General features: G+C 62.7%; 26 protein-coding genes. 18 read left to right on the top strand and 8 right to left on the bottom strand.

All coding sequences use genetic code 11. The features are described from left to right. The first annotated feature begins 90 nt into the window (after positions 1 to 90). Positions 91 to 549, top strand: coding sequence for an outer membrane protein assembly factor BamE (locus ACP15N_RS01495; RefSeq protein ID WP_425090448.1), 459 nt, complete (start codon positions 91 to 93; stop codon positions 547 to 549). 50 nt (positions 550 to 599) lie between these two features. On the opposite strand, the gene ACP15N_RS01490 is transcribed toward ACP15N_RS01495, so the two are convergent. Then, the gene (locus ACP15N_RS01490) at positions 600 to 1,448 is read right to left on the bottom strand and encodes a sulfotransferase (protein ID WP_425090447.1); all 849 of its coding nucleotides are present in this window, start codon (positions 1,446 to 1,448) and stop codon (positions 600 to 602) included. Between the two features lie 37 nt (positions 1,449 to 1,485). Then, positions 1,486 to 3,312, bottom strand: coding sequence for an ABC-F family ATP-binding cassette domain-containing protein (locus ACP15N_RS01485; RefSeq protein WP_425090446.1), 1,827 nt, complete (start codon positions 3,310 to 3,312; stop codon positions 1,486 to 1,488). Between the two features lie 191 nt (positions 3,313 to 3,503). Here ACP15N_RS01485 and purL point away from each other — a divergent pair, with 191 nt between their 5' ends. The 4 genes from purL (at position 3,504) to grxD (ending at position 6,620) form a co-directional block, all read left to right on the top strand. Then, positions 3,504 to 5,678: a phosphoribosylformylglycinamidine synthase subunit PurL gene (purL, locus tag ACP15N_RS01480; protein ID WP_425090445.1), complete on the top strand. Its 2,175-nt coding sequence runs from the start codon at positions 3,504 to 3,506 to the stop codon at positions 5,676 to 5,678. 75 nt (positions 5,679 to 5,753) lie between these two features. Then, a complete protein-coding gene (locus tag ACP15N_RS01475; RefSeq protein WP_425090444.1) occupies positions 5,754 to 5,987 on the top strand; it encodes a BolA/IbaG family iron-sulfur metabolism protein in 234 nt (77 codons plus the stop codon). Continuing rightward, positions 5,987 to 6,265 (top strand): hypothetical protein, encoded by a 279-nt coding sequence (locus tag ACP15N_RS01470; RefSeq protein WP_425090443.1) that lies wholly within the window; start codon positions 5,987 to 5,989, stop codon positions 6,263 to 6,265. The genes ACP15N_RS01475 and ACP15N_RS01470 overlap by 1 nt, the downstream gene beginning before the upstream one ends. Further along, complete coding sequence (grxD, locus tag ACP15N_RS01465; protein ID WP_425090442.1) at positions 6,258 to 6,620, top strand: Grx4 family monothiol glutaredoxin; 363 nt, start codon at positions 6,258 to 6,260, stop codon at positions 6,618 to 6,620. Before ACP15N_RS01470 ends, grxD begins: the two co-directional genes overlap by 8 nt. Positions 6,621 to 6,672: 52 nt before the next feature. On the opposite strand, the gene ACP15N_RS01460 is transcribed toward grxD, so the two are convergent. Then, positions 6,673 to 7,428, bottom strand: coding sequence for a GNAT family N-acetyltransferase (locus ACP15N_RS01460; protein ID WP_425090441.1), 756 nt, complete (start codon positions 7,426 to 7,428; stop codon positions 6,673 to 6,675). Between the two features lie 126 nt (positions 7,429 to 7,554). Between ACP15N_RS01460 and msrB the strand changes: the two genes are divergently transcribed. Further along, positions 7,555 to 7,947, top strand: a complete 393-nt coding sequence (gene msrB, locus ACP15N_RS01455) for a peptide-methionine (R)-S-oxide reductase MsrB (protein ID WP_425090440.1) — start codon at positions 7,555 to 7,557, stop codon at positions 7,945 to 7,947. 4 nt (positions 7,948 to 7,951) lie between these two features. Here the strand turns inward: msrB and ACP15N_RS01450 are convergent, their stop codons facing one another. Beyond that, positions 7,952 to 8,707 carry an SDR family NAD(P)-dependent oxidoreductase gene (locus tag ACP15N_RS01450; protein ID WP_425090439.1) on the bottom strand — a complete coding sequence of 252 codons (756 nt, stop codon included), beginning with the start codon at positions 8,705 to 8,707 and terminating at the stop codon, positions 7,952 to 7,954. Between the two features lie 213 nt (positions 8,708 to 8,920). Between ACP15N_RS01450 and cysS the strand changes: the two genes are divergently transcribed. The 4 genes from cysS to ACP15N_RS01430 are packed head-to-tail and all read left to right on the top strand — an operon-like array spanning position 8,921 to position 13,414. Continuing rightward, entirely contained in the window at positions 8,921 to 10,291 is a 1,371-nt protein-coding gene (cysS, locus tag ACP15N_RS01445; RefSeq protein WP_425090438.1) for a cysteine--tRNA ligase, read from the top strand. Beyond that, entirely contained in the window at positions 10,288 to 11,925 is a 1,638-nt protein-coding gene (cimA, locus tag ACP15N_RS01440) for a citramalate synthase (protein WP_425090437.1), read from the top strand. Before cysS ends, cimA begins: the two co-directional genes overlap by 4 nt. Then, a complete protein-coding gene (locus ACP15N_RS01435) occupies positions 11,922 to 12,644 on the top strand; it encodes a class I SAM-dependent methyltransferase (protein ID WP_425090436.1) in 723 nt (240 codons plus the stop codon). Before cimA ends, ACP15N_RS01435 begins: the two co-directional genes overlap by 4 nt. Next, positions 12,641 to 13,414, top strand: coding sequence for a squalene/phytoene synthase family protein (locus ACP15N_RS01430; protein ID WP_425090435.1), 774 nt, complete (start codon positions 12,641 to 12,643; stop codon positions 13,412 to 13,414). The genes ACP15N_RS01435 and ACP15N_RS01430 overlap by 4 nt, the downstream gene beginning before the upstream one ends. A gap of 3 nt (positions 13,415 to 13,417) precedes the next feature. Here the strand turns inward: ACP15N_RS01430 and ACP15N_RS01425 are convergent, their stop codons facing one another. Genes ACP15N_RS01425 through cobA form a run of 3 tightly spaced genes read right to left on the bottom strand, consistent with a single transcriptional unit; the run spans position 13,418 to position 16,821 of the window. Continuing rightward, positions 13,418 to 14,647: an MFS transporter gene (locus ACP15N_RS01425; protein WP_425090434.1), complete on the bottom strand. Its 1,230-nt coding sequence runs from the start codon at positions 14,645 to 14,647 to the stop codon at positions 13,418 to 13,420. 54 nt (positions 14,648 to 14,701) lie between these two features. Continuing rightward, positions 14,702 to 15,979: a cobyrinate a,c-diamide synthase gene (locus ACP15N_RS01420; protein ID WP_425090433.1), complete on the bottom strand. Its 1,278-nt coding sequence runs from the start codon at positions 15,977 to 15,979 to the stop codon at positions 14,702 to 14,704. Further along, a complete protein-coding gene (cobA, locus tag ACP15N_RS01415) occupies positions 15,976 to 16,821 on the bottom strand; it encodes a uroporphyrinogen-III C-methyltransferase (RefSeq protein ID WP_425090432.1) in 846 nt (281 codons plus the stop codon). The genes ACP15N_RS01420 and cobA overlap by 4 nt, the downstream gene beginning before the upstream one ends. 99 nt (positions 16,822 to 16,920) lie before the next feature. Between cobA and ACP15N_RS01410 the strand changes: the two genes are divergently transcribed. The 6 genes from ACP15N_RS01410 (at position 16,921) to speB (ending at position 21,695) form a co-directional block, all read left to right on the top strand. Next, on the top strand, positions 16,921 to 17,967 hold the full coding sequence (locus ACP15N_RS01410) for a cobalt-precorrin-5B (C(1))-methyltransferase (protein ID WP_425090431.1): 1,047 nt from the start codon (positions 16,921 to 16,923) through the stop codon (positions 17,965 to 17,967). Next, a complete protein-coding gene (locus ACP15N_RS01405; RefSeq protein WP_425090430.1) occupies positions 17,964 to 18,716 on the top strand; it encodes a cobalt-precorrin-6A reductase in 753 nt (250 codons plus the stop codon). Before ACP15N_RS01410 ends, ACP15N_RS01405 begins: the two co-directional genes overlap by 4 nt. Continuing rightward, the gene (locus ACP15N_RS01400; protein ID WP_425090429.1) at positions 18,697 to 19,320 is read left to right on the top strand and encodes a DNA-3-methyladenine glycosylase family protein; all 624 of its coding nucleotides are present in this window, start codon (positions 18,697 to 18,699) and stop codon (positions 19,318 to 19,320) included. Before ACP15N_RS01405 ends, ACP15N_RS01400 begins: the two co-directional genes overlap by 20 nt. Then, on the top strand, positions 19,317 to 19,979 hold the full coding sequence (locus tag ACP15N_RS01395) for an alpha/beta hydrolase (RefSeq protein WP_425090428.1): 663 nt from the start codon (positions 19,317 to 19,319) through the stop codon (positions 19,977 to 19,979). The genes ACP15N_RS01400 and ACP15N_RS01395 overlap by 4 nt, the downstream gene beginning before the upstream one ends. 176 nt (positions 19,980 to 20,155) lie before the next feature. Continuing rightward, on the top strand, positions 20,156 to 20,752 hold the full coding sequence (locus tag ACP15N_RS01390; RefSeq protein ID WP_425090427.1) for an HNH endonuclease: 597 nt from the start codon (positions 20,156 to 20,158) through the stop codon (positions 20,750 to 20,752). Next, positions 20,733 to 21,695 carry an agmatinase gene (speB, locus tag ACP15N_RS01385; protein WP_425090426.1) on the top strand — a complete coding sequence of 321 codons (963 nt, stop codon included), beginning with the start codon at positions 20,733 to 20,735 and terminating at the stop codon, positions 21,693 to 21,695. The genes ACP15N_RS01390 and speB overlap by 20 nt, the downstream gene beginning before the upstream one ends. A gap of 7 nt (positions 21,696 to 21,702) precedes the next feature. Here speB and ACP15N_RS01380 read toward each other — a convergent pair whose 3' ends face one another. Next, entirely contained in the window at positions 21,703 to 22,644 is a 942-nt protein-coding gene (locus ACP15N_RS01380; RefSeq protein WP_425090425.1) for a radical SAM protein, read from the bottom strand. 197 nt (positions 22,645 to 22,841) lie between these two features. Between ACP15N_RS01380 and zwf the strand changes: the two genes are divergently transcribed. Both zwf and pgl read left to right on the top strand, forming a co-directional pair. Further along, entirely contained in the window at positions 22,842 to 24,296 is a 1,455-nt protein-coding gene (zwf, locus tag ACP15N_RS01375; protein ID WP_425090424.1) for a glucose-6-phosphate dehydrogenase, read from the top strand. A 3-nt stretch (positions 24,297 to 24,299) separates the two neighbouring features. Next, complete coding sequence (pgl, locus tag ACP15N_RS01370) at positions 24,300 to 24,971, top strand: 6-phosphogluconolactonase (RefSeq protein WP_425090423.1); 672 nt, start codon at positions 24,300 to 24,302, stop codon at positions 24,969 to 24,971. Positions 24,972 to 25,001: the final 30 nt, after the last annotated feature.

The following is a 25,001-nucleotide window of genomic DNA, read 5'->3' as shown; positions in this document are numbered from 1 at the left end:
GGTCGAAGGGCAGCGCTTGATCCGTCTGGTGTGTTCCGATACTTGGGCTGAGACGGCTTCGATCGCAACAGCAAGGAGGGCGCGGTCGCAATGTATCAGAGTGGTGTGCGTATCCTGCGTCTCTTGGTTGGGGGGCTTGTGATTGCGGTGCTGGCCGCATGCGCGTCGACTTATCGCAATTCCGGATATGTTCCAAGCGAAGACGAGTTGGCGGAGCTGGTTGTCGGGGTTGACGACCGTTCTGCCGTCGAAGCAGCAGTAGGTCGCCCCGCCACACAGGGCGTTGTCGCCGAGGAAGCGTGGTATTTCATCGGATCGCGCTGGGAATACTATGCGTATCGCGAGCCAACCGAGATCGAACGGCAGGTCGTGGCGATATCGTTCAATGACAGCGGTACCATCCGCAACATCGAACGTTTCTCGCTTGAGGACGGCGAAGTGATCGCGCTGAACCGTCGGATCACCGACAGCACTGTCGAGGGTGTGTCGTTCCTCAACCAGATCCTGAGCAATTTCGGTCAGCTGAATGCCGATCAGTTCCTGAACTGATCCACCTCTCGGGGCGTGAACCGCTCGGCGCAGGCGTCCGGCGTCAGGCGTCATAGCCGTGTGGCGAAATCCGGTCCGAACGTGTCTTCGAGGAACCGGCGCTGATCCGAGAACGCGTCTGTGAAATAGGCGTGCACCTCCTCGGGAATGTCCATCTCAGCGCCTTTGTGAAACACCTGGCCAAGACTTTCGGGATCTTCCCGGCCCAGCCCCGCGAATGCTTCGACACGGCGCATCACTTCCGCGGGGCGGTCCCGGATATCGCCGTAGGCGAGAAACAGCAGTTTGTCGGGATTGATGTGGGCGCGCCAACGCGGAATGTAGGTCTGGTAGTCCCCGCGATTGGCGATCACGGGGTCGCGGGCATGGCGCATCCAGTCCGCGTGAGTGGTCGGCGTGATCTTGCGGCGGCTCAGGTTCATGCGCAGTTGCGAAGCCGCGCGCGCTGCCGGATCGCGCAGGATGTAAATGAAGCGGCTGTCGCGCAGGAATTTCGCGACGAACGCGACACCTTCGGGGGGCAGGGTGCAGTACTCAGGGGTTACATCCAGGCATTTTGCCGAGGTCGGTGCTCGGGAGAATACGCGTTTGTACCACGTGCCGTTGAAGGCAGGCGTGTCCAGCAGGCTGTCAAGATAGGCGAGGTATGCCTTGTCGACGGGCCGCCCGCGCACCCTTGTGGCATTCGCGCTGTGGCGCGCTGCGGCCCGTTCCACGCTGCGGACCAGCGCAGGCTGGATCCAGGTGCGATTTTCGGGGCAGAACTTGTGGTCGAAGAAATGCACCTCCTTGAACGGAGGGACCCAAATATCCGTGCGGTCCTGACACACCCGGTAAAACCAACTGGTCGCCGCTTTCTGCGCGCCAATACAGACAATTTCGGGTTTGCGTCCGGTCATTGGCGCAGCGTACGGATCAGGCGGGCGGGGGCAAGGCTCAGGATGCCTCGGCGGCTTTTTCTTCCAGCATCAGCCATTCTTCTTCGGCCGCGGCTAGGGCAGTCTGGCGCTCCACGAGCGCTTCTGTGGCCTTCTTGAACTTCACCGGTTCCTTGGTGAACAGATCGGGGTCGGACAAGAATTCCTCGAGCTTTGAGATTTCGGCCTCCAAGCGTTCGATCTGCGCGGGCAGCGCCTCCAACCGGTGTGTTTCCGTGAAGCTCAGGCCGGATGCCGTTGGCCCGGCAGATTTTGAGGGTTTGGCTGGTTTCGGCTTCGCGGATTTGGGTTTTTCTTCCGCGTCCGCCGCAGGTGTTGCGCCGCGCTGCGCCTGATAGTCGGACCAGCCGCCTGGATAAACGGCGGCACGGCCGTCCCCCTCCATTGCGATGGTGGAGGTTGCGACCCTGTCAATGAAATCGCGATCGTGACTGACCAGCAGAACCGTTCCGGGGAACTCCGACAGCAGCTCCTGCAACAGGTCGAGTGTTTCGATGTCCAGATCGTTGGTTGGCTCATCCAGGACCAGAAGGTTCGAATCCCGTGCCATGATCCGGGCCAGCAGGAGCCGCGCGCGCTCGCCGCCTGACAAAGACCGCACCGGGCTTCGGGCCTGCGCCTCGGAAAACAGGAAATCCTTGAGGTAGCCCATCACGTGCCGCGGCGTGCCCCGCACCATCACCTGGTCGGCGCGCCCTGACACACGCATGGACGGATCGCCGGTCAGGTTGTCCCAAAGGGTCATGTCCGGGTCCAGCTGTGCGCGGTTTTGATCGAAGACGGACACTTCGAGGTTTGTGCCATGGGTCACGGACCCGGTGTCCGGTTCCAGATCCTTCGTCAGCATTTTCAGGACCGTTGTCTTGCCGACCCCGTTGGGACCGACGAACGCGATGCGGTCGCCGCGTTGGATACGCAAATCAAACGGGCGCAGAATCACGCGGTCGCCGAAGGTCTTGGAGATGCCCTTCGCCTCGATCACCCGTTTGCCGGATGTCGTGCCCGCGTCCAGTGCCATGGCAGCGGTGGCCTGACGACGCACCATGTCGGCGCGGGTCTTGCGCAACTCGCCCAGAGCCCGCACGCGGCCCATGTTGCGCTTGCGCCGGGCAGAGATGCCTTCAACTGCCCATCTGGCTTCCGCCTTGATCTTGCGGTCCAGCTTGTGGCGCGCGATGTCTTCTTCTTCCCACGCCTTGTCGCGCCAAGCCTCGAAATCTGCAAAGCCGCGTTCCTGACGGCGCACCACGCCACGGTCAATCCAGAGTATCGCACGGGTCAGTCGGCTCAGAAATGCCCGGTCGTGCGAAATCAGGACAAAGGCAGTCTGGGTGTCCGCCAGATGCGCCTCCAGCCAGCCGATGGCCTCGATATCGAGGTGGTTGGTCGGCTCGTCGAGCAGCATGAGGTCCGGTGCCTCGGCCAGGAGTTTGACAAGCGCCGCGCGTCGGCGTTCCCCGCCCGACGCTTTGTCCACGGGTGTCTCCGGCAGCAATTTCAGCCCCTCGGCGGCGACCTCCACCCGCCATGCGTCCTCGGGCAGCAACCCGGAGGCGGCGAAATCCCCAAGGGTCGCAAACCCCGAAAGATCGGGCTCTTGCTGCATGTAACCTACCGATGTGGCGGGTGCGGTGGTGCGCGTACCCGTGTCGGCCTCGACCAATCCGGCCATGACCTTCATCAGGGTGGATTTGCCAGATCCGTTGCGGCCGACCAGTGCTGTGCGGTCACCGGGCTGCACCACGAGGTCGAGGTCATCAAAGAGTGGAGTGCCACCAAATCCGAGCCGAATGCCGGAAAGCTGAAGGAGAGGAGGGCGTGCCATTCGGTCTGAGCTATTGTGAAGGCCGCGCGCGGTCAATGGGCGGATGTGCGTGTCCCGTTCGGATGCCTCCGGCGAGGATATCTTCAGACTTGAACGGATGCAGTGTGCATGCCGTGCCAGCGCCCCCTTTTCCCCGGCCAAGGCTTGGCTTATGAGACGCGCAAGTTTTTGCCACAGGGACCGCGCGCACCATGACCCCGACCGAGCCTGCCATCACGCCCGAGCTGATCGACGCCCATGGGCTGAAGCCGGACGAATACCAGCGCATTCTTGAGATTATCGGGCGCACGCCGACCTTTACGGAGCTTGGAATTTTCTCGGCCATGTGGAACGAGCATTGTTCCTACAAATCCTCCAAGCTTCATCTGCGCAAACTGCCCACAGAGGGGCCCCAAGTGATCTGTGGTCCTGGCGAGAACGCCGGCATCGTGGATATCGGCGACGGGCAGGCGGTGGTCTTCAAGATGGAAAGCCACAACCACCCCAGCTACATCGAGCCCTATCAGGGGGCAGCAACCGGGGTGGGCGGCATCCTGCGCGATGTGTTCACCATGGGCGCACGGCCCATTGCAGCGATGAACGCGCTCAGCTTCGGGGAACCGGCGCACCCGAAAACGCGGCAACTGGTGTCTGGCGTCGTCGAGGGCATCGGGGGATACGGGAACTGTTTCGGCGTGCCGACAGTCGGTGGCGAGGTGCGGTTTCACCCGGCCTACAATGGCAACTGCCTTGTGAACGCGTTTGCCGCGGGTTTGGCCGATACCGACAAGATTTTCTACTCTGCTGCCTCCGGCGTTGGACGCCCGGTCGTGTATCTTGGAGCCAAGACCGGGCGCGACGGGGTGGGGGGCGCCACGATGGCGTCGGCCGAGTTTGACGACACGATCGAAGAAAAGCGCCCCACCGTGCAGGTGGGCGACCCGTTCACTGAAAAACGCCTGATGGAAGCGTGCCTCGAGTTGATGCAAACCGGCGCCGTGATTTCCATACAGGACATGGGGGCGGCCGGGCTGACCTGTTCGGCTGTGGAGATGGGCGACAAGGGTGGTCTTGGGATCAAGCTGCAACTCGATGACGTACCGCAGCGCGAAACCGGAATGACCGCCTATGAGATGATGCTGTCCGAAAGCCAGGAACGGATGCTGATGGTCCTCGACCCGGCACGGGAGGCCGAGGCGCGCGCAGTGTTCGAGAAATGGGATCTGGACTTCGCCATTGTCGGCGAGACCATTGCAGAAGACCGGTTCCTGATCCTTCATGGCAATGACACGGTCGCGGATCTGCCCCTGTCGAAACTCAGCTCCAGCGCGCCGGAATATGATCGCCCCTGGGTGCCCACGCCACAGGCGGACGCGCTGGAACCGGTTCCGGCAGTCGACCCCATTGATGGGCTCAAGGCATTGCTGGCGTCCCCCAACTATGCGCGCAAGGCATGGGTCTGGGAGCAGTACGACACCCAGGTGATGGCCGACACGCTGCGTACGCCGGGGCTCGGGGCCGGTGTGGTGCGCGTTCACGGCACCGACAAGGCGCTCGCGTTCACATCGGATGTCACACCGCGCTACGTGAAAGCCAACCCCGTCGAAGGGGGCAAACAGGCGGTCGCAGAGGCGTTTCGCAATCTGGTGTCGGTTGGCGCGCGGCCCCTGGCAACGACCGACAACCTGAATTTCGGAAACCCGGAAAAGCCCGAAATCATGGGCCAGTTCGTCGGCGCACTCGAAGGGATCGGGGCCGCCTGCCGCGCGCTCGACATGCCGATCGTGTCCGGCAATGTCAGCCTTTACAATGAAACCGATGGTCAGGGCATCCTGCCGACCCCCACCATCGGCGCAGTCGGGCTGATCGAACATGTGGACCAGGTTACCGCGGGCCTGCCGGTGGCCGGCGACCAGGCGCTGGTGATCGGAGAGACCTCTGGGCATCTGGGCCAATCCGCCCTTTTGGCGGAGGTATTCAACCGTGAAGACGGCGACGCCCCCCATGTCGATCTGGATGCGGAGCGTCGCAATGGCACGTTCATCCTCGACAATCGCGCCTTGATCTGTGCGTGCAGCGACATCTCCGATGGTGGTCTGGCATTGGCCGCCTTCGAAATGGCCGACGCTGCAGAGATGGGCGTCTCGTTGGATGTCGGCGATATGGAGACCCTGTTCGGGGAAGATCAGGCGCGGTATCTGATCGCCTGCTCCTTCGATCAGGCCGAAGCCCTGATGGCCGCCGCATCGCAAGCCGGGGTTCCGATTGCGCATGTCGGGCGATTTGGTGGCGAAACTGTCAGTTTTTCAGGCAGTTCCGCGCCGTTGAGCGTGTTGTCCGTGCTCTATCGCGGCAGCTTTGCCTCCGCGATCGGACTTCCGGCGTGACGGACGCCGCTGGGCTTGCAGCCTTTGGGGCCGAAGCATACATTATAGACGAAAAAAAGACTCAGGATTAAGCCCATGCCAATGCATGCTGACAAGATCGAAGCGCTGTTGCGCGAAACCTTTCCCGACGCACAGATCGTCGTCGAGGGGGATGACGGGGTCCATATGTCCGCGATGGTGATCGATGAGAGCTTTCGCGGAAAGAACCGCGTACAACAACAGCGTGCCGTCTATGCGGCTCTGAAGGGCAAGATGGATGGCCCGGCGGGCGAACTGCACGCTCTTGCGCTCACGACGAAAGCCCCTTGATGAGTTTCTTCACCTCCATCGCGCTGATTTCAGGGGCAATTATCGCTCTTTTGCTTGCGCGCGCGGTGTGGGTGGTGCGGTCAGAACTGCGCAATCCGCCCGAACGTGGCGCAGCCCCCGGACCCGGAGAGACCGTGATCGACGTTAGCTACCATTCGGGTGGCGCGGGTGGCGGGCACTCCGCTGAAATTCGCATGTCTCGCGACCCACAGGATCAAGCGCGGTTCTTCATACCGCTCTCGGCACGACAGCCAGATAAAGGATCAGACAATGACTGATGTTGCAGATCGCATCAAAGACACCGTGGCAACCAACGATGTGGTGCTGTTCATGAAAGGCACCAAGAGCATGCCGCAGTGCGGTTTTTCCAGCCGCGTCGCTGGTGTGCTGAACTTCATGGGGGTCGAATTTTCGGATGTGAATGTCCTTGAGGATGAGGAAATCCGCCAGGGCATCAAGGAATTCTCGGACTGGCCGACGATCCCGCAGCTTTATGTGAAGGGAGAGTTTGTCGGCGGATGCGACATCATCACGGAGATGACCTTGTCGGGGGAACTGGACACACTGTTCGAGGAAAACGCCGTCACCTTCAACAAGGATGCCGCGGACAAGATCCGCGAAGCGAACGCCTGAGCGCTATTCACATCAAAAACGACTGGCAAAGCCCTGCTGTTGCAGGGCTTTTTCAATTCGCGGCAAGCCTCAGCAGCCGCGCGCGCGCCGGAGGGATCGCGCCGATTTCGAGCCCGGTGAAGACATGCAGGGTGTTCATGTCGCGGTCGACAACGGCATGATCGCTGACCCAACCGCCCATGAGCAGATAGGTGCGCAGCAATGGCGGCATCCCCTGCTGGGCGCGTTTCAGGTCGGGTTTGCGCCGTTTGAGACGCTGCGCGAACGGAAAGATCGCCGGGGCCTTCACGCGCGGCAGCCAGCGCTTCGGAGCCAGATGGCGCTCGTTCAGCAAGGCGAACGCATCCATGTAGGTGTCGGCTTCAGTGCCTTTGAACGAGGAACAGCCGAAAAGCATCTCGACGCCCTCGTCATCCACGAAACGGGTCATCGCCCCCCATGCGACCCGCAGGATATCGGGGTCCTTGTGGGCCGGGTGAATGCAGAACCTGCCCATTTCCACCATGCGGCCTTCATAGGCCTGTAACGCCGAAAGCTCGTAATACTGGGCGGCGTAGCACGAGGTGATCTCGCCACCATCGGACAAGGTCAAAAGCCGAAAGCAACACACAAGCGTCCCGGTGCGTGTCTCTTCGACCATGACATGGCGACACCGCGCGTCAAACGCGTCTGCCTCAAGACCGTCCTCGCGGGGGTCTGCGCCGCTTCCGTCGATAAACGCGAGGTAACGCAGGCGCTGACACGCGGACAAATCCGCCGCCGTTTCGGCAAACCGGGCGCTGTAGCGGCCCTTTCTCAATCTCAGCATCGTCAACCTCCTGGGGCTTGGCGGCGGCGTGTTCGACCATATGTAGGTGCGCAAGAGGGGCCTTGCGCTGCATGACGTTGCGGTAGGGCCCGCATGTGACCGGAACATAACAACAGAGACCCCGATATGGAAAAAGTCGTCAAGAGTGATGAAGAGTGGCGCGCAAGCCTCGATCCGATGGCCTACAAGGTGTTGCGACAGCATGGCACCGAGCGCGCCGGCACACACGAGGATTTTCCCAAGGAACCGGGCACCTTTTTGTGCAAGGGTTGCGGTGCGCCGCTGTTCGATGCGGCAACCAAGTTCGAAAGCGGAACCGGGTGGCCGTCGTTTTACGCCCCGCTCGACAGCGAGATGGTGGGCGAAAGCGTCGACAAGAGCTGGTTCATGACCCGCACCGAAGTGCATTGCAACCGGTGTGACGGGCACCTGGGCCACGTTTTTCCCGACGGTCCGCAGCCGACGGGATTGCGGTATTGCATCAACGGCGTGGCGCTGGAATTCGAACCCGAAGAGTAGCCGCTCATGGCATGCGGAGCGCCCCGTCAAGGCGGATCGTCGTGCCGTTGAGGTAGCCGCATGTCAAAATGAACGCGGCTAGCTGGGCGAACTCCCGTGGCTCGCCAAGACGCTTGGGAAACGCCACATCGGCGGCAAGGGTTTGCATGATCTCTTCTCCCAGCCCCTCCAGCATGGGGGTTCTGAAGATGCCCGGAGCGATGGCGACGGTCCGGATCCCTTCGCGGGCTAGGTCGCGCGCCATTGGCAGGGACAGACCGGCGACCCCTGCCTTGGACGCGGCATAGGCGGCTTGGCCTTTCTGCCCGTCAAAGGCCGCTATGGAGGCCGTGGTCACGATCACGCCCCGCGCACCGTCCGCATCCGGCGTGTTCTCCGCCATCGCGGCAGCGGCAAGGCGGGCAACGTTGAAGGTGCCGACAAGGTTGATATCAATGGTCCGGCGAAATGCGTCGAGCGGATGCGGGCCATCCCGACCAAGTGTCTTGACGCTTGTCGCGATGCCTGCGCACGTGATCGCCGCGTTCAGCCCGCCCATCGCGTTGCGCGCCTGCATGATTGCGGTCTTGCAACCGTCTTCATCCGTCACATCGCATCCAAAGGCCCACGCGCCGGTCTCCTCGGCCAACTCGGTGCCTTTTCCGGTGTCCCTGTCCAGGATGGCAACTTTGGCGCCTTGCGCGGTCAGATGCCGGACGCAGGCCGCTCCCAGCCCGGACGCGCCGCCTGTGACAATTGCCGCTGTCTCGTCGAGTTTCATGCATCCGCCTCCCTCTGTCTGCGACGCAATTCGTGCGATCCCCGCAGGGGATTGTCCAGACCGGGCGTCGGCGATATACAACGCGCATGACAAAACCGCAGACCATTTGCATTATTTGCGCCTGAGCGATCGTTCGCGGGCTGGTCTTTTGTGTCTTCTCAAGGTTCAAGGAGCTTACGCCCAGAACGGGAGCGTCCCGCATAAGGACAAGCGATGACCGAGATCCGTCTGACCAACACCAAGACTCGCCGCAAGGAGCGCTTTGCACCGCTCGATCCGAACAACGTGCGGATGTATGTCTGTGGCCCCACGGTGTATGACCGCGCCCATCTGGGAAATGCGCGGCCGGTCGTGGTGTTCGATGTGCTGTACCGCCTGTTGCGGCACGTCTACGGCGCGGATCACGTGACCTATGTGCGCAATTTCACCGACGTGGATGACAAGATCAACGCGCGCGCGGCAGAGACCGGGCGCGACATCGGGACGATCACTGATGAGACGATCGGCTGGTTTCTGGAGGATATGGCCGCCCTTGGTGCGCTGGAGCCGAGCGCGGCCCCGCGTGCGACGCAATACATCCCGCAGATGATCGCGATGATCGCGGACCTGATCGCAGGGGGCCATGCCTATGCGGCGGAGGGACATGTTCTGTTCGATGTGCGGTCCTACCCGGAGTACGGAAAGCTTTCGGGCAGATCGGTGGATGACATGATCGCAGGCGCGCGGGTGGAAGTTGCGCCCTACAAGCGTGACCCGATGGATTTCGTACTGTGGAAGCCGTCCGGGCCAGACCTGCCGGGCTGGGACAGCCCCTGGGGGCGGGGGCGCCCGGGCTGGCACATCGAATGCTCAGCCATGAGCCACGAGTTGCTGGGCGAGAGCTTCGACATTCACGGGGGCGGCAACGACCTGATGTTTCCGCACCACGAGAACGAACTCGCGCAAAGCTGCTGCGCGCATCCCGAGGGCGGATTTGCGCAGGTCTGGATGCACAACGAGATGTTGCAGGTCGAGGGCAAGAAGATGTCCAAATCCCTTGGCAACTTCTTTACCGTACGCGATTTGCTGGACGATGGCGTGCCGGGAGAGGTGATCCGGTTCGTTTTTCTGAGCACGCATTACGGCAAGCCGATGGACTGGACAGCGAAGAAGGCGGCGGAGGCCGAGGCGGTCTTGCGCAAGTGGCGGGCGGCCACCGCGGGCATCGAGCCCGCGGCGGCCGCGGCGCCGGACGTGATGGAGGCGCTGTGTGATGATCTCAACACACCCGGCGCCATCGCGGCGCTGCACGCTTTGGCGCGGGACGAAGAGTGGGCCACACTTCTGACCTCGGCGCGGGTGTTGGGCGTGCTGGGCGAAGACCTTGCCGGGTGGGACGTTGTCGCGGATGTCGACCTGGACGGGTTTGCCGAGGCGCTGTCGGACGCACGTGCAGCCGCCATGCAAACCAAGGATTTCTCGGAAGTGGACCGCATGAAAAGCGCTTTGATCGCTGCCGGGGTCGAGGTGCGGATGTCCAAGGCCGGGGTTGAGCTTGTTCCGGGCTCCGGGTTCGACGCCGCAAAACTGGAGGGCGTGGTATGACCGAACGGCTGTACCTCTACGACACAACCCTGCGCGACGGGCAGCAGACGCAGGGCGTGCAATTCGCAACCTCGGAGAAACAACAGATCGCGGCGGCGCTGGATGCGCTGGGTGTGGACTACATCGAAGGCGGTTGGCCGGGAGCGAACCCGACCGACTCGGAGTTCTTCGCCGTCGCCCCGAAATTCGACACCGCGACCTTCACGGCGTTCGGGATGACCAAGCGCGCAGGCCGCTCGGCGCAGAATGATGATGTTCTGGCCGCCGTGCTGAATGCGGGCACGCCCTCGGTCTGTCTGGTGGGCAAGACGCATGACTACCACGTTACGCACGCGCTCGGCGTCTCGCTGGAGGAGAACCTCGACAATATCCGCGCCTCGGTTGCGCATGTGATCGCCCAGGGGCGCGAGGCCTTGTTCGATGCCGAGCATTTCTTTGACGGGTATGCGGCCAATCCGGATTATGCCGTGGCAGCCGCACTCGCAGCTTATGAGGCCGGCGCGCGGTGGGTCGTGCTGTGCGACACCAATGGCGGGCGTTTGCCGGCGGAGGTTGGCGCAATGACGCGCGCCGTGATCGAAGCCGGGGTTCCTGCCGACCACGTGGGTATTCACACTCATAATGACACCGGCAACGCGGTCGCCAATGCGCTGGCTGCGATTGATGCGGGGGCCCGGCATGTGCAGGGCACGTTGAACGGGCTGGGTGAGCGGTGCGGAAACGCCAACCTCTGTACGCTGATCCCGACGCTGCTTTTGAAAGAGCCCTACGCGTCGCGCCATGAGACGCGGGTCAGTCGTGACGCGTTGAAGGACCTGGTGCGCGTGTCGCGCCTGCTGGACGACATCCTGAACCGCGTGCCGGTCAAGAGCGCGCCCTATGTCGGCGCGTCGGCCTTTGCACACAAGGCGGGCCTGCACGCATCGGCCATCCTGAAAGACCCCGGCACCTATGAGCATATTGCCCCCGAGGCCGTGGGAAATGCGCGCGTGATCCCGATGTCCAACCAGGCCGGGCAGTCCAACCTGCGCAAACGCTTGGCGGATGCGGGACTGGACATTGCGCGGGATGATCCGCGCCTGCCCAGCCTGCTGGACGAGGTCAAACGGCGCGAGGATATCGGGTATTCCTACGATAGCGCGCAAGCCTCGTTCGACTTGCTTGCGCGGGATCATTTTGGCGCTTTGCCGCGGTTTTTCGAAGTGAAACGGTATCGTGTCACAGTGGAGCGGCGAAAGAACAAGTACAACAGGATGATCAGCCTGTCCGAAGCGGTGGTTGTCGTCAAAATCGGTACGGAAAAAAAGCTGTCGGTCAGCGAGTCGATGGATGAAACCGGGTCGGACCGGGGGCCGGTCAATGCGTTGTCGAGGGCACTGGCCAAGGATCTGGGGCCGTATACCGCGTTGCTTGAAGACATGCGTCTGGTCGACTTCAAGGTGCGGATCACCAATGGCGGGACCGAGGCCGTGACCCGCGTTCTGATCGACAGCGAGGACGCGCAGGGGCGTCGCTGGTCGACCGTTGGAGTGTCGGCAAACATAGTTGATGCCAGCTTTGAGGCGCTGGTGGACGCGATCAACTGGAAACTGGCCCGCGACGGCGCGACCGCGCAGGCAGTGGCCGCCCAATGACGGCCTCAGACCCGAACTGGGACGCCTTTCTGGAAGTGCACAAGGATCTTCCGCGGGAGGGTCCGGGAGACGCGCAATCGGTTCTGTGGGCGCTGGACCTGGCCAAGACACCGCAGAATGCACGCATTGCCGACCTTGGCTGTGGACCGGGGGCAGATACGGCTGTGCTGGCCCAGATGCGACCTGAAGCGCAGATCGCAGGCGTCGATATGGTTCCCCAGTTCATCGAGGCCGCGCGCCGCCGTGTTCCCGAAGCGTCATTCGAAGTCGGTGACATGTCTGCGCCTGAAGGCCCGCTCGACCTGATCTGGTGCGCTGGGGCGATCTACTTTCTGGGCGTGAAGGAGGGCCTGCTTGGATGGCGGCACGCACTGGCGGAGCGCGGATGCGTGGCGTTTTCCGAACCTGTGCTGACGTCGGGTTCGCCATCGGAGGCTGTACGCGCGTTTTGGCAGGACTATCCGCAGATCACCGATGTGACCGGGGTCGAGGCGCAGATTGCAGAAGCCGGGTACAGGACGCTTGGCCACAAGCTCCTGATCGGTGCGCCGTGGCGCGCTTATTACGAGCCCTTGCAGGCTCGGCTGGACATTTTACGCGAAGGCCAAGCTTGGGATACGGTGCAGCGCGCCATCGCCGAGGCACAACGGGAAATCGACCTGTGGGCGGCTGCCGCTGACGACATCGCCTATGCATTGTTCGTGGTAACTCCGGAATGAGTCTTGCGGCCTGCGCCGGGCTTGTCGCGCGCGCTGACCCCGACCGGTTCCTTGCCGCGATGGCCGCCCCCGTAGCTGCGCGCGAAACACTGTTTCCGATATATGCCCTGAATGTCGAGGTCAGCCGCGCGCCCTGGGTCACGCAGGAGGCGATGATTGCGGAAATGCGCCTCCAGTGGTGGCGCGACGCGCTGGAGGAGCTGGCACAAGGCAAGCGGCCCCGCGCGCATGAAGTGGTCGGCCCCTTGGCACAAGCACTGGGTGAGGGCACCGACTGGGGCGCGCTGGACCGTTTCGTTGCCGCCCGCCGCTGGGACATTTATCGCGATCCGTTCGAGGATGACGCACATTTCGAGCGCTACTTGCAGGATACGGCGGGCACGCTGATGTGGGTGTCGGCGCAGGCGCTTGGGGCCGCGGAGGCGAGCGAGGCCGCGGTGCGTGGTTTTGGCTGGGCTGTCGGGCTTGCGAATTACCTGCGCGCTGTTCCGGCGCTAGAGGAACGCGGGCGCATTCCGCTCCTGGATGGTCGTCCGACAGCGCTTGTCGCGCTTGCCGAAACCGGGCTTGCGCGTCTGAGCGACGCGCGCGATGCCGCCGGGCCCATTCCGGCGCGTGCCCGTGCAGCGCTGCGCGCGGGATGGCTTGCCGGGCCCATCCTGAAACAGGTGCGTGCGGAGCCGGGCCGCGTGGCGGAAGGCGCGTTGGGAGTGTCGGAATTTGCGCGTCGCGCGCGCCTTATGGCTCTATCCGCAACGGGGCGCTGGTAGCGTTCAGGCGGTGCGCGGGCGCAGAAGCATCCAGATCAGGGTTCCGCCTGCAAGCATCAGGAACGGCGCCATCGCCAGGTTCACGGCCGACCATCCCGCGACCACATCGCCGCCCGAGCAATTCATCAATCCGCCCGAGGCCAGCGATGCGATCGTGACGCATCCGAATACGATGGCATCATTCATGCCCTGAACCCGGCCGCGTTCGGCCTCTGAATGTGCAGAGGTCAGCATGGAGGTTGCACCGATGAAGCCGAAATTCCAGCCAACCCCAAGCAGCATCAGCGCGACGAAGAAGTTCCCCAGCGTCACGCCTGACAGGGCAACGCCGCCGGCTGCGGCGAGAATAAGCAACCCGATGGCAACGATCTTTTCCGCGCCGTAGCGGGCGATCAGGTGGCCGGTGACGAAGCTCGGGGCGAACATCGCGATCACATGCGCGCTGACCACATCAGCCGCGTTCCCGGTGGTGAACCCGCACCCCACAACCGCCAGCGGCGTGGAGGTCATCACCAGGTTCATCAACGCGTAGGCGACCATCGCACAAATCACCGCTGTCAGGATCACCGGGTCCCGCAGCAACTCGCGCCGTGAGCGCCCGGCCGAGGTTTGTGTCGCCGCCGTGCGCTTGGGTTTCGGAATGTCGAGAAAGTAGAAGAGCGCCATGCCCAGGATGTTGATTGCGAACGCCACCAGATACGTTCCCATGAATGGCACGACGAAAAGGTCGGTTGTAACCTTGACCAGTTGCGGCCCGATCAGGGCGGACGCCAACCCACCAGCCATCACATAGGATATGGCCTTGGGGCGGAAGGCGTCTGATGCCGTATCCGCCGCCGCGAACCGGAAAAAACCCTGCGAGGACAGGTAGGTTCCCGTCATCCAGGAGCCAAAGAGGAATACCCAGAAGTTCCCGGTCATCAACCCGAACATACCGATCAGCGACCCGATTGCGCCGCCCGCCGCACCGACCAGAAACCCGGTGCGCCGTCCGTAGCGCTGCATCAATGCGCTGAGCCATGGCGCAGTCGTCATGGACCCGAAGACGATCATCGAAATCGGCAGAGTTGCAAGACACGGGTTCGGCGCAAGCATCTGACCGGCCAGCCCGCCAATAACGAATATCATCGTGATCTGGCTGCCCAGAATGGCCTGGGCCGCCACCAGAACGGCGACATTGCGCTTTGCGCGCGTATCGGTCGTATCCGGGGTCGGAGCGGTTACATCGGTCATGGCCCCAGCGCTACGCCGATCATGCGGTCAAGTCCAGATGACACAAATGCCGCGCTAGATCACATCGATGATATGGGCGAACGACCCCATCACGCGGCCGTTCTGCAAACCCATTGGGGGCAGGGCGGTCCCCTCCGCGTCCCACGCATCGAACAGCGGGGTGCCCTCCGCCGCGAGTGTCGTGGCATAGTGAAACTCATGCGCAGCATAGCTGCCTTGCAACTGCGCGGACCGGCTTTCCAGGCGACGATAGCCCAGATGCAGCTTGCGGGTCGCAAAGCTCGTGTGCAGCCCCAGCAGCCCGGCCATCTTGAACGCAGTGCCGCTCGCGTCCGTCAGCGCCTCTCCCAGCACCATGTAGCCACCGCACTCACCATAGATCAGTGTGTTGCGCGCGGCAGCCCGAAGGCTGTCGTGAAACGTGCGGGCATTGGTCAACGGCTCTGCGTGCAGTTCGGGGTAGCCGCCAGGCAGAAAGACCATGTCCGCCTCGGGAACCGGATCGTCCGCAAGGGGCGAGAAGAACGCGACCTTCGTCCCCGTGTGACGCCATTGCGCCAGCTGGTGGGGATAGACAAAGGTGAACGCCGCATCGCGCGCGACCGCCACCTTGCGCGGAAACACCGCGCGCTGGCCGGTTGGGGCTGCGGTGGCGGAGTACGGCTGCGCCATCTCTTGCAGCGCCGTCAGATTGACCTGCGCGCTGACCTGATCGGCGGCCGCGTCAAGAAATGCCTCCAGATCGGCATGCTCGCGGGCCTGCACCAAACCGAGGTGACGGCTCGGCAGCGCCAACGTTGCGTTTCGCAACACCGCACCGAGCACCGGAATGCCGAGCGGAGCGAGGGCCGTGCGCAGGATTCGCTCGTGCCGGGGGCTGCCGACCTTGTTCAGAATGATCCCGGCGATACGCACATCCGGATCATGGCGCACGAACCCGGCGACAAGGGGCGCGATCGACTGGCTCATCCGGGCGGCATCGACCACCAGCACTACTGGCAGCCCAAGAATCCGCGCGAGGTCCGCCGTGGCCCCGCGCCCTTCCGGGGGGGCGCCATCGAACAAGCCCATCGCCCCTTCGATCAGCAGGAGCCCATCTCCTGCGCCGAGCGTTCGCAACCGCGTTTCCGACATCGCCCACGCATCAAGGTTGAGCGACGGCGCGCCGCTCGCCGCCTCATGAAATGCAGGGTCGATGTAGTCGGGACCCGATTTCGCGCCGCGCACCCTGACACCGGCACGCCTGAGCGCGCGAAGCAGCCCGAGCGTCAGCGTTGTCTTGCCGCTTCCCGAGCTTGGCGCGGCAAGGATCAGCCCGCGCGGTGTGCTCACGCGCTCTCCGCCGGGCGGCCACGGTCCAGCGGGTCGGTATTGCGCGGCGGGGCCCCATGCAGCATCGACTGCCAGTCGAGCGCCTGGCGCATCAGAACCGCGCGCCCGATGCAGATCACTGCAGGCGGCGACAGGTGCGCCGCCGCGATATCGTCAGCCGCGCGCGCAAGTGTCGTTTCAAGCACCGACTGCGTTTGCATCGTTGCGGTGGTCACGACCGCGACCGGGTCATCTGGCGTCCGTCCACCGGCAATCAGCTGCGCCGCGATCCGGGCGATGTGTTTCATGCCCATGTAGACAACGATCACTTGCGAGCCCTTGGCTATGGCTGCCCAGTCCAGCGCACTGGGCGTCTGACCGGACTGGTCATGGCCGGTCACGAAGGTCACGGATTGGTTCACGTCGCGGTGGGTCACGGGCACGCCGGCATAGGCCAGCCCACCGATTCCCGCGGTGATGCCAGGGATGATCCGGATAGGCACGTCATGCTGCACGAGGGTTTGCGCCTCTTCCCCGCCGCGCCCGAAGACGAACGGGTCGCCGCCCTTCAGGCGCAGCACACGCTTGCCTGCGCGGGCCAGTTCCACCAGGCGCAGAGAGATATCGCGCTGTACCGCCGACGGCTTGCCCCCGCGTTTGCCGGCATAGATGCGTTCTGCCTCCGGGCGGGCCCAGTCGAGGATGCGCTCGTCAACCAGCGCGTCGTAGATGATCACGTCCGCCTGCCGCAGCGCGTTGAGCGCATGCAGGGTTAGCAGCCCCGGGTCGCCGGGGCCGGCGCCGCACAGCCAGACCCAGCCGGGGTCCATGCTGGGAAGGTCAGACAGGGTCGAGTCGTTCATGGAGTCCTTATGACGCAAGCCACGTGACGAAAGAAAGCCCGCCAGCGACGCAAATCTTGGAATTGGCGGCAGAATTTCCGCAGCCTATAGTCGCAGCCGATGAGCAGGAAACCCGACACAGAGCTGCGGCGCGGCTGGACGACCGGTGCGTGTGCGACCGCTGCGACCAAGGCGGCGCTCATGCGTTTCTGGGGTGGGGCATTCGTGGACGAGGTGTCGATCACCTTGCCAAGGGGGGAAACCCCGGTCTTCGCGCTGGCCCACCGTGACAGCGGTGCGGGATGGGCCGAGGCAGGGATCACCAAGGACGCGGGTGATGATCCGGATGTCACGCACGGTGCCCTGATCATCGCGCGGGTTGCAAGGTCCGACAGCGGCGTCGTGTTTCGTGCGGGTGAGGGGGTGGGCCACGTCACCAAACCCGGCCTTCCGATCCCGGTGGGGGATCCGGCGATCAACCCGGTGCCGCGCCAGATGATGCAACAGGTCGTGGCGGACATGGCGGCGGCACATGGTCAAAAAGGCGATATAGAGATCACGGTGTCTATCCCCGGCGGTCAGGAACTTGCGGCCAAAACCTGGAACCCGCGGCTGGGTATCGAAGGGGGGCTCTCTGTCCTCGGGACCACCGGGATCGTGCGACCGTTCTCCTGCGCGGCCTGGATCGCGTCGATCCATCGCGGCATCGACGTCGCGCGGGCCGACGGCTTGTCTCATGTCGCAGGGTGTACCGGAGCCCAATCGGAGGCAGCGGTCCAGCGGCATTTTGCGCTGCCGGATCATGCGATGCTGGACATGGGCGATTTTGCGGGCGGGCTGATGAAATACCTGCGCAAGCACCCTGTGCCACGCCTGACCATCGGAGGCGGCATCGCCAAGATGACCAAGCTGTCACAGGGCGCGCTGGACTTGCATTCCAGGCGCAGTCAGGTTGATCTGCGCGCACTCGCCGCTGATCTCAAGGTGCCCGACCTGGCAGACATGAACACCGCATTGGAAGCCTATGAAAAGATTGGAACCCCCATGGCCGATCACGTCGCAAGAAGTGCGCATGCACAAGTGCGCAGTGTTCTCGGGCCGGGGATAGAGGTGGACGTCATCGTCACCGACCGGCAAGGACATATCATTGCGCAGGCGGGCCCATGAAGCTCTTGATGCTCGGGGGGACGGCCGAAGCGCGCGATCTGGCTGCCCGGTTGGACCGAAGTGCGGGACTCGACCTGACCGTATCGTTGGCCGGGGCAACGCGCGATCCGCTGCTGGGGCCGGGCACGACCCGGATTGGCGGTTTCGGGGGGGATGAAGGGTTCGCCAGATACCTGCGGGATGCACGACCAGACGTTATTGTCGATGCAACCCATCCGTTTGCCGACCGGATCACGCGCCGCACCGCGCGGATGGCCGCGCAGGCGGGTATTCCGTACCGATTGCTGCTCCGACCGCCCTGGACCCCGCAAAGCTGGGATGTCTGGCACGAGGTTGCAAACGAGGCGGAAGCAGCCGCGCGCGTTCATCCGGATGATCACGTGTTTCTGGCCACCGGGCGACAGACGCTTGCTGCGTTTTCGGGCATGCGGGCGGCCTATACCTGGTGCCGCCAGATCGACCCGCCAGACGGCCCTTACCCATATCGCAAAGGCGAGTTTCTTGTTGGGCGCCCGCCGTTCTCGGTTGACGACGAGGTTGCGCTTTTTCGTCGTCTCGGGATTACCGTTCTGATCGTCAAACACGCGGGCGGCGCGGCGTCGCGTACAAAACTGGATGCAGCGCGCACGCTGGGGATACCGGTACTGATGATCCGCAGGCCGGACTACACGGGCATAGAACAGGTTTCCAGCGTCGAGGAAATGATGACCTGGGTCGGAGGGCTGAACAATGCGGATCATCCGCTCTGATGCTTGCGTCGCCGAGGGCGCGGCGTTTCTGTCCCGCACAGAGCCGCGCTTTGCATATGCGCTTGCGCAGACCGGGCCGTTGCCCTTGCGGCTGCGCAAGGATGGGTTCGAGGCGCTGCTGGGGGCGATTGTAAGCCAGCAGGTTTCGGTCGCTGCCGCTAACGCGATCTGGAAAAAGTTGAAGGGCGCGAAACTGACCGGTCCGCGCAAGATCATGTGGGCCAGCGATGACGACCTGCGTGCGGCCGGGTTGTCGCGCCAGAAAATCCGCTACGCCCGTGCACTGGCGGAAGCCCGGCTTCCCTTTGCCTCCCTGCGCAACGCTCCGACGGAGGAAGTGATCGCGGAACTCACCGAAGTGCCGGGGATCGGGCGCTGGACGGCAGAGATTTACGCGATGTTCTCGCTTGGGCATGCGGATGTGTTTGCCCCCGCTGACCTTGCGCTTCAGGAATCAGCGCGGCTGCTTTTCGATCTGGAGGCCCGCCCGTCAGAACGCGCCATGCGCGACATGTCCGGTGCGTGGAGCCCCTGGCGGTCGGTTGCCGCGCGCACGCTTTGGGCTTACTACCACGTAGCCAAGAACCGGGAAGGAATTCGATGACACGCACGCTCGACGCAGTTCGCAAAGGCCCCGAAATGGGCAAGGCCAAGCACGTTGTCATCGTGCTGCACGGATATGGCGCGGACGGGAACGACCTGATCGGGCTGGCGGACCCTTTGATGCCCCATATGCCACGGACGGCGTTTCTGGCGCCCAACGCGCCCGAGCGCTGCGTCAACAATCCGATGGGGTATCAGTGGTTCCCGATCCCCTGGCTCGACGGATCGAGCGAGGAAGACGCGACCAAGGGCATGCTCGCGGCTGCGGAGGATTTGAACGCCTATATCGACCACGTCCTTGAGACCGAGGGCGTCTCGCCTGAGAACCTGATCCTTCTGGGTTTTTCGCAAGGCACGATGATCAGCCTGCACGTCGCGCCACGGCGGTCCGAGGCCGTGGCGGGGATCGTCGGTTTTTCCGGGCGATTGCTGGGGCCGGAACTCCTTGAGGACGAGGCAAGGGTTAAACCCCCGGTCATGCTGATCCACGGCGATGCCGACGACGTCGTGCCGCCCAGCTCGCTACCGGAGGCGGCGAATGCACTGACGCTGGCGGGGTTTGAAACCTATGCGCATGTGTCCGAAGGAACAGCGCACGGGATCGCTCCGGACGGTCTGTCGGTGGCGCTGTCCTTCATGCGCGACAAGCTGAAAATCTAGGCACGAGCAAACCGTCACAGCGCCGTCACACTGCACCGCTACGTGTTGCCACAACCACCGCATGTCGTGGGGGTTGTCAGGGCGGTTACGCCATATATAGTTAGTGTTAACAAATCGGGGCGGGGCGTCCCGCCTTGGTGCCACAGACCGGCAGACGAGGCGGAGACGGAGTCACCATGCTCGACAGTAAGACGGCCGAATTCAGGACCAATTTCGTGCGGGAACCGCAGAACCTGCGGCATCATCCGGCACTTGTTCTCAACGCGGATTATCGCCCCTTGAGCTATTATCCGCTGTCTCTCTGGCCATGGCAGGATGCGGTCAAGGCGGCATTCCTTGAGCGCGTGACAATAGTTGCCGAGTATAACGAGGTTGTCCGAAGTCCCACGACCGAGATCAAGATCCCCTCGGTCGTCGTGCTCAAAGAATTCGTAAAACCCCAAAAGCGCGTGGCCTTCACGCGCTTTAATTTATTTTTGCGGGACGAGTTTTGCTGCCAATACTGCGGAGCCAAGGGTGATTTGACCTTTGACCACGTCATCCCTCGGGCGCGCGGCGGTATCACAAGCTGGGACAATGTCGTGGCCGCATGTTCGCGCTGCAACCTCAAGAAGGGGTCCAAGATGCTCGCGCAGTCGGGTATGACCCTGCGCAAGCGTCCCGGTGCCCCGAGCGCTCCGTATTTGCAGAATATGGGGCGCAAGTTCCCACCAAACTTCCTGCACGAATCGTGGATGGATTTCCTATACTGGGATGCCGAGCTTGAGGCCTGAAGACCCGTTCTTCCAACCCGTCTCAGGCTTCGAACTTCCCAGGTTTGCAGGCGTTCCAACCTTCATGCGCCTGCCGTATGTCCCGCCCGGGCACGACCGGTTTGCACAGGTCGACATTGGCCTGATCGGGCTGCCGTGGGACGCCGGGACAACCAACAGGCCCGGTGCGCGGCACGGGCCACGACAAATACGGGACGCCTCGTCCATGATCCGGGCGCAACATCCGGTGACAGGGCATAGCCCGTTTGCCACGGTGAACTGCGCCGATCTGGGCGATGTCGGTCCCAATCCCACCTCGATCGAGGACACCCTCGCCCGTGTGACGGCTTTTTATGATGCGGTTGTCGCGTCGGAGATCCGCCCTCTGACAGCCGGGGGCGACCATCTGTCGACACTGCCGGTTGTTCGGTCGCTTGCGCGCTCTGGGCCCTTGGGGCTGGTTGTCTTCGACAGCCATACCGATCTGTTCGACAGCTACTTCGGCGATCAACTCTACACGCATGGCACACCGTTTCGCCGCGCGGTGGAGGAGGGTTTGCTTGACCCCAATCGGATGGTGCAAATCGGTATTCGTGGCACAAACTACGGCACGGATGATATTGAATTTGCAAAGGAACAGGGCATTCGGATCATCCGTATTGAGGAGGTGTTTGATCGCGGTATCCCTTCCGTCATGGCCGAAGCGCGCGAGATTGTCGGAACCGCGCCCACATACGTGTCGTTCGACATTGATTTCGTCGATCCGACGTACGCACCGGGAACAGGAACGCCCGAAATCGGCGGGCCGACATCGTTTCAGGCTCAGCAAGCCGTGCGAGCCCTGCGCGGCGCAACCATTGTCGGCGCGGACCTTGTCGAGGTGTCGCCGCCCTTCGACCCGTCTGGCGGCACGGCCTATCTTGGAGCGTCGCTGATGTTCGAACTGCTGAGCGCGATGACCTGAAGACGGCTCACGCGGAGCAGCTTGCGCCGCCAAGAACACAGAATTTGGCACAATGGGGGTGGTTCAATTGCACCGGACGCTCTGCCTCTTCAAGCGTTTCGCCCAACTCGAACTGCGGGTCATAAGGCAGAAGTGTGCACGCAAGAACAGCGGGTCTGTCGGCCCCCTTGCGTTTTACAACCATCCGTGACGAGGCGCACATGACATCTTCAGGTGATTTCTGAAGAATGCCCCAGCACTCTTTTGTTATCTCGGGAACTTCGGCGGTTTCATCCATCTCGGGAAAGAGCACGGTCTCACCCGGGTTCTCCGCATCGATTGCATAGCCGCGATCGTGGTAAAGCGCGGCATATCCGGCACGGCTTTCGGCCTCGGTTTCGCCCCAGACGGTACGTCCCGCCACGGCCATGCGCACCCCCGCGTCGCGTAGCCAGTCCATCCCTTCGAGCGTACGGGCAAAGCTGCCCTTGCCGCGCTCGGCGTCGTGATGCGCCGCCGACCAGTGGTCGACTGAAATGCGCAAGGTCAACCGGTCGCCGTACCGCGCCTGAAGCCGCTGCAGACCGGAAAGCACGCGCTTGCGCATCATCGGGCGCATGGCGTTTGTCAGGATCAACACCTCGTACCCGCGCGCCAGGCACGCCTCTGCCATATCGATCATGTCGGGGTTCATGAACGGCTCGCCGCCCGTGAAGCCGATTTCACGCACGCCCCATTTTCGCTGTTCGAGTTGGTCGAGATACGAGGTGACTTCGTCTGTCGTGATATAGACAAGCCGGTCGTTTTCCGGCGAACTTTCGATATAGCAGTTCGCGCAGGTGATATTGCACAAGGTGCCGGTATTGAACCAGAGCGTTTCAGGCTTTGTCAGGTCGACCGATGCGCGGGTCTCGCCTTTTGCGGTAATGTACGGGTCTTTGAATTTGCCGGGCGCGACAACGTCTTTCATCGTGTTCTCCTGTTCGTCCTCCTGACCTATCTTGCGGATGCGAGGTTGAAAAGACACGCTTCTGCCGGTGACGGGCTTGTGAATGCAGGTTAAAGTGACAGTGCACTTTACAGGATGATTTTTGCAGCATAGACGAACTACGTTAGCGCTAACGATCCCTATCGGGGTCGGCGCAAAAGTTGAAAACGGACAGGCCCATGGTAGCGCGCGTCATCCCGGTTGATCCTTTCGAACTGGTGGTCTTCGGAGCCACGGGCGACCTTGCACGCCGCAAGATCCTGCCCAGCCTGTTTCGCAGGTTTCTCGCCGGTCAGGTGCCAGATACGGCAAAGATCGTCGGGGCGGCGCGAACCGATATGGACAGTGCGGGGTTTCAGACCTTTGCGAAGGACGCGATTGTCGAGTTTTCGCCGCTTGCGGCTTCTCACGAGGCGCAACTTGCCGAGTTCCTGAAGCACCTGAGCTATGTCTCTATCGATGCTCGGGGCAAGAGTGGTTGGGCGGAACTGAAAAAGACTTTGCAGGGCGATTGCGTCCGCGCTTTCTACTTTTCCGTTGGTCCCGGTCTGTTCGGTGATCTTGCAGAGCGTCTGCACGCGCATGGGATCGTGACACCCAAGTGCCGGGTGGTGGTCGAGAAACCTTTTGGCCGTGACCTCGAAAGCGCGCGGGTGCTGAACAAGGGGCTCGCGCAGTATTTCGCAGAGGATCAGATCTATCGGATCGATCACTATCTGGGAAAGGAGACTGTGCAAAACCTGATGGCCGTGCGCTTCGGAAACCTGTTGTTCGAGCCCCTGTGGAATGCGCAGTTCGTCGACCACATTCAGATCACGGTTGCCGAAACCGTTGGGGTCGGAGGTCGAGGCGAGTATTACGACAAGTCCGGTGCCATGCGGGACATGGTCCAGAACCACCTGATGCAGCTCTTGTGCCTGATCGCGATGGAACCCCCCAGCAAGTTTGACCCCGATGCGGTGCGTGACGAAAAACTCAAGGTGATCCGTGCCTTGGAACCGGTTGCGCCGGAGGATATTGTGCGCGGCCAGTACCGGGCCGGCAAAGACGGACCGTCCTATGCCGAGGAAGTGAACGACGCCAAATCCTCGACCGAGAGTTTCATTGCGCTCAAGGCTCACATTGCCAACTGGCGCTGGAACGGAACCCCGTTCTACCTGCGCACGGGCAAGAGGCTCAGGGCGCGCATGTCCGAGATCGTTGTAGTGTTCAAGGAGCCGCCGCATTCGATTTTCGGGGCCGATGCGGGGCGGTCCGCAAACATTCTGACAATCCGTCTGCAACCGGATGAGGGCATGACGCTGCAGGTGACGATCAAGGAACCGGGTCCGGGCGGTATGCGCTTGATCGACGTGCCTCTGGACATGTCGTTTGCAGAGGCATTGGGGGAAACGGGGACGGAAATGCCGGACGCGTATGAACGCCTGATCATGGACGTCATCCGGGGCAACCAGACACTGTTCATGCGGGGGGACGAGGTCGAGGCCGCCTGGGCGTGGACTGATCCGATGATCGCGGGATGGGACAAACGGCGCGAGGTGCCGCAACTGTACCACCCGGGGACGAACGGGCCCGAAGACAGCTTGATGTTGCTGCACCGGGATGGCCGCCGCTGGCGTGATCTGGAGGCTTGATCCATGGACCTGCGCGAATACCCCGACCGAGAGATGTTGTTCATTCAGTTGGCCGACAGGATTGCGGGGGAGTTGAAAGAGACCTTGCTCACCCATGACCGGGCGAGCCTGTGCGTGCCCGGGGGAACCACGCCGGGCCCGGTCTTCGATATTCTGAGCGATGTGGACCTGAGTTGGGATCGGATCGATGTGCTTTTGAACGATGAACGCTGGGTGCCGGAAACCTCGGAACGCTCGAACACCGCACTTCTGCGGCGCAGATTGCTGACAGGCCGCGCGCGTGCGGCTCATCTCGTGCCGCTTTATGCGGATGCGCCGACCCCCGAAGACGCTTTGGATGACCTGTCTACTGGGGTGGAGGCAGCCTTGCCCTTGTCTGTTTTGCTTTTGGGCATGGGCACCGACATGCACACGGCGTCGCTCTTTCCCGGTGCGGATCAACTGGCTGAAGCGCTCAGCCCCTCAGCGCCGGTGCTGCTTGCCATGCGCGCGCCGGGCGCGCCGGAACCGCGGGTCACCCTGACCGCGCGGGTCTTGCGCGCCGCACTCAAGGCGCATTTGCTGATCGTGGGGGACACCAAGCGAGACGCGTTGGAAAAAGCGCGCAGGATTTCCCCGACAGAGGCGCCGGTTGCCGCGGTTCTCGGCGACGCCGTTGTGCATTGGGCGCCCTGAGCCGCCAATTTCGATCAGAAAGAGACAAGA

The organism is Tropicimonas sp. S265A (assembly GCF_049800835.1).
GTDB lineage: Bacteria > Pseudomonadota > Alphaproteobacteria > Rhodobacterales > Rhodobacteraceae > Dinoroseobacter.
Note: the sequence above shows the minus strand (reverse complement) of the source record. Positions and strands in the feature narration are given on the sequence as shown.

What these genes read in the sequence shown, in the direction of transcription:
- ACP15N_RS01435 (WP_425090436.1), top strand. Translation starts at nt 11,922, where the DNA reads ATGACGGCCTCAGACCCGAACTGGGACGCCTTTCTGGAAGTGCACAAG.
- ACP15N_RS01400 (WP_425090429.1), top strand. Translation starts at nt 18,697, where the DNA reads ATGCGGATCATCCGCTCTGATGCTTGCGTCGCCGAGGGCGCGGCGTTT.
- ACP15N_RS01410 (WP_425090431.1), top strand. Translation starts at nt 16,921, where the DNA reads ATGAGCAGGAAACCCGACACAGAGCTGCGGCGCGGCTGGACGACCGGT.
- speB (WP_425090426.1), top strand. Translation starts at nt 20,733, where the DNA reads ATGCCGAGCTTGAGGCCTGAAGACCCGTTCTTCCAACCCGTCTCAGGC.
- grxD (WP_425090442.1), top strand. Translation starts at nt 6,258, where the DNA reads ATGACTGATGTTGCAGATCGCATCAAAGACACCGTGGCAACCAACGAT.
- ACP15N_RS01405 (WP_425090430.1), top strand. Translation starts at nt 17,964, where the DNA reads ATGAAGCTCTTGATGCTCGGGGGGACGGCCGAAGCGCGCGATCTGGCT.
- cysS (WP_425090438.1), top strand. Translation starts at nt 8,921, where the DNA reads ATGACCGAGATCCGTCTGACCAACACCAAGACTCGCCGCAAGGAGCGC.
- cimA (WP_425090437.1), top strand. Translation starts at nt 10,288, where the DNA reads ATGACCGAACGGCTGTACCTCTACGACACAACCCTGCGCGACGGGCAG.
- ACP15N_RS01495 (WP_425090448.1), top strand. Translation starts at nt 91, where the DNA reads ATGTATCAGAGTGGTGTGCGTATCCTGCGTCTCTTGGTTGGGGGGCTT.
- purL (WP_425090445.1), top strand. Translation starts at nt 3,504, where the DNA reads ATGACCCCGACCGAGCCTGCCATCACGCCCGAGCTGATCGACGCCCAT.
- ACP15N_RS01475 (WP_425090444.1), top strand. Translation starts at nt 5,754, where the DNA reads ATGCCAATGCATGCTGACAAGATCGAAGCGCTGTTGCGCGAAACCTTT.
- msrB (WP_425090440.1), top strand. Translation starts at nt 7,555, where the DNA reads ATGGAAAAAGTCGTCAAGAGTGATGAAGAGTGGCGCGCAAGCCTCGAT.
- ACP15N_RS01430 (WP_425090435.1), top strand. Translation starts at nt 12,641, where the DNA reads ATGAGTCTTGCGGCCTGCGCCGGGCTTGTCGCGCGCGCTGACCCCGAC.
- ACP15N_RS01395 (WP_425090428.1), top strand. Translation starts at nt 19,317, where the DNA reads ATGACACGCACGCTCGACGCAGTTCGCAAAGGCCCCGAAATGGGCAAG.
- ACP15N_RS01425 (WP_425090434.1), bottom strand. Translation starts at nt 14,647, where the DNA reads ATGACCGATGTAACCGCTCCGACCCCGGATACGACCGATACGCGCGCA.
- cobA (WP_425090432.1), bottom strand. Translation starts at nt 16,821, where the DNA reads ATGAACGACTCGACCCTGTCTGACCTTCCCAGCATGGACCCCGGCTGG.
- ACP15N_RS01460 (WP_425090441.1), bottom strand. Translation starts at nt 7,428, where the DNA reads ATGCTGAGATTGAGAAAGGGCCGCTACAGCGCCCGGTTTGCCGAAACG.
- ACP15N_RS01485 (WP_425090446.1), bottom strand. Translation starts at nt 3,312, where the DNA reads ATGGCACGCCCTCCTCTCCTTCAGCTTTCCGGCATTCGGCTCGGATTT.
- ACP15N_RS01380 (WP_425090425.1), bottom strand. Translation starts at nt 22,644, where the DNA reads ATGAAAGACGTTGTCGCGCCCGGCAAATTCAAAGACCCGTACATTACC.
- ACP15N_RS01450 (WP_425090439.1), bottom strand. Translation starts at nt 8,707, where the DNA reads ATGAAACTCGACGAGACAGCGGCAATTGTCACAGGCGGCGCGTCCGGG.
- zwf (WP_425090424.1), top strand. Translation starts at nt 22,842, where the DNA reads ATGGTAGCGCGCGTCATCCCGGTTGATCCTTTCGAACTGGTGGTCTTC.
- ACP15N_RS01390 (WP_425090427.1), top strand. Translation starts at nt 20,156, where the DNA reads ATGCTCGACAGTAAGACGGCCGAATTCAGGACCAATTTCGTGCGGGAA.
- pgl (WP_425090423.1), top strand. Translation starts at nt 24,300, where the DNA reads ATGGACCTGCGCGAATACCCCGACCGAGAGATGTTGTTCATTCAGTTG.
- ACP15N_RS01490 (WP_425090447.1), bottom strand. Translation starts at nt 1,448, where the DNA reads ATGACCGGACGCAAACCCGAAATTGTCTGTATTGGCGCGCAGAAAGCG.
- ACP15N_RS01470 (WP_425090443.1), top strand. Translation starts at nt 5,987, where the DNA reads ATGAGTTTCTTCACCTCCATCGCGCTGATTTCAGGGGCAATTATCGCT.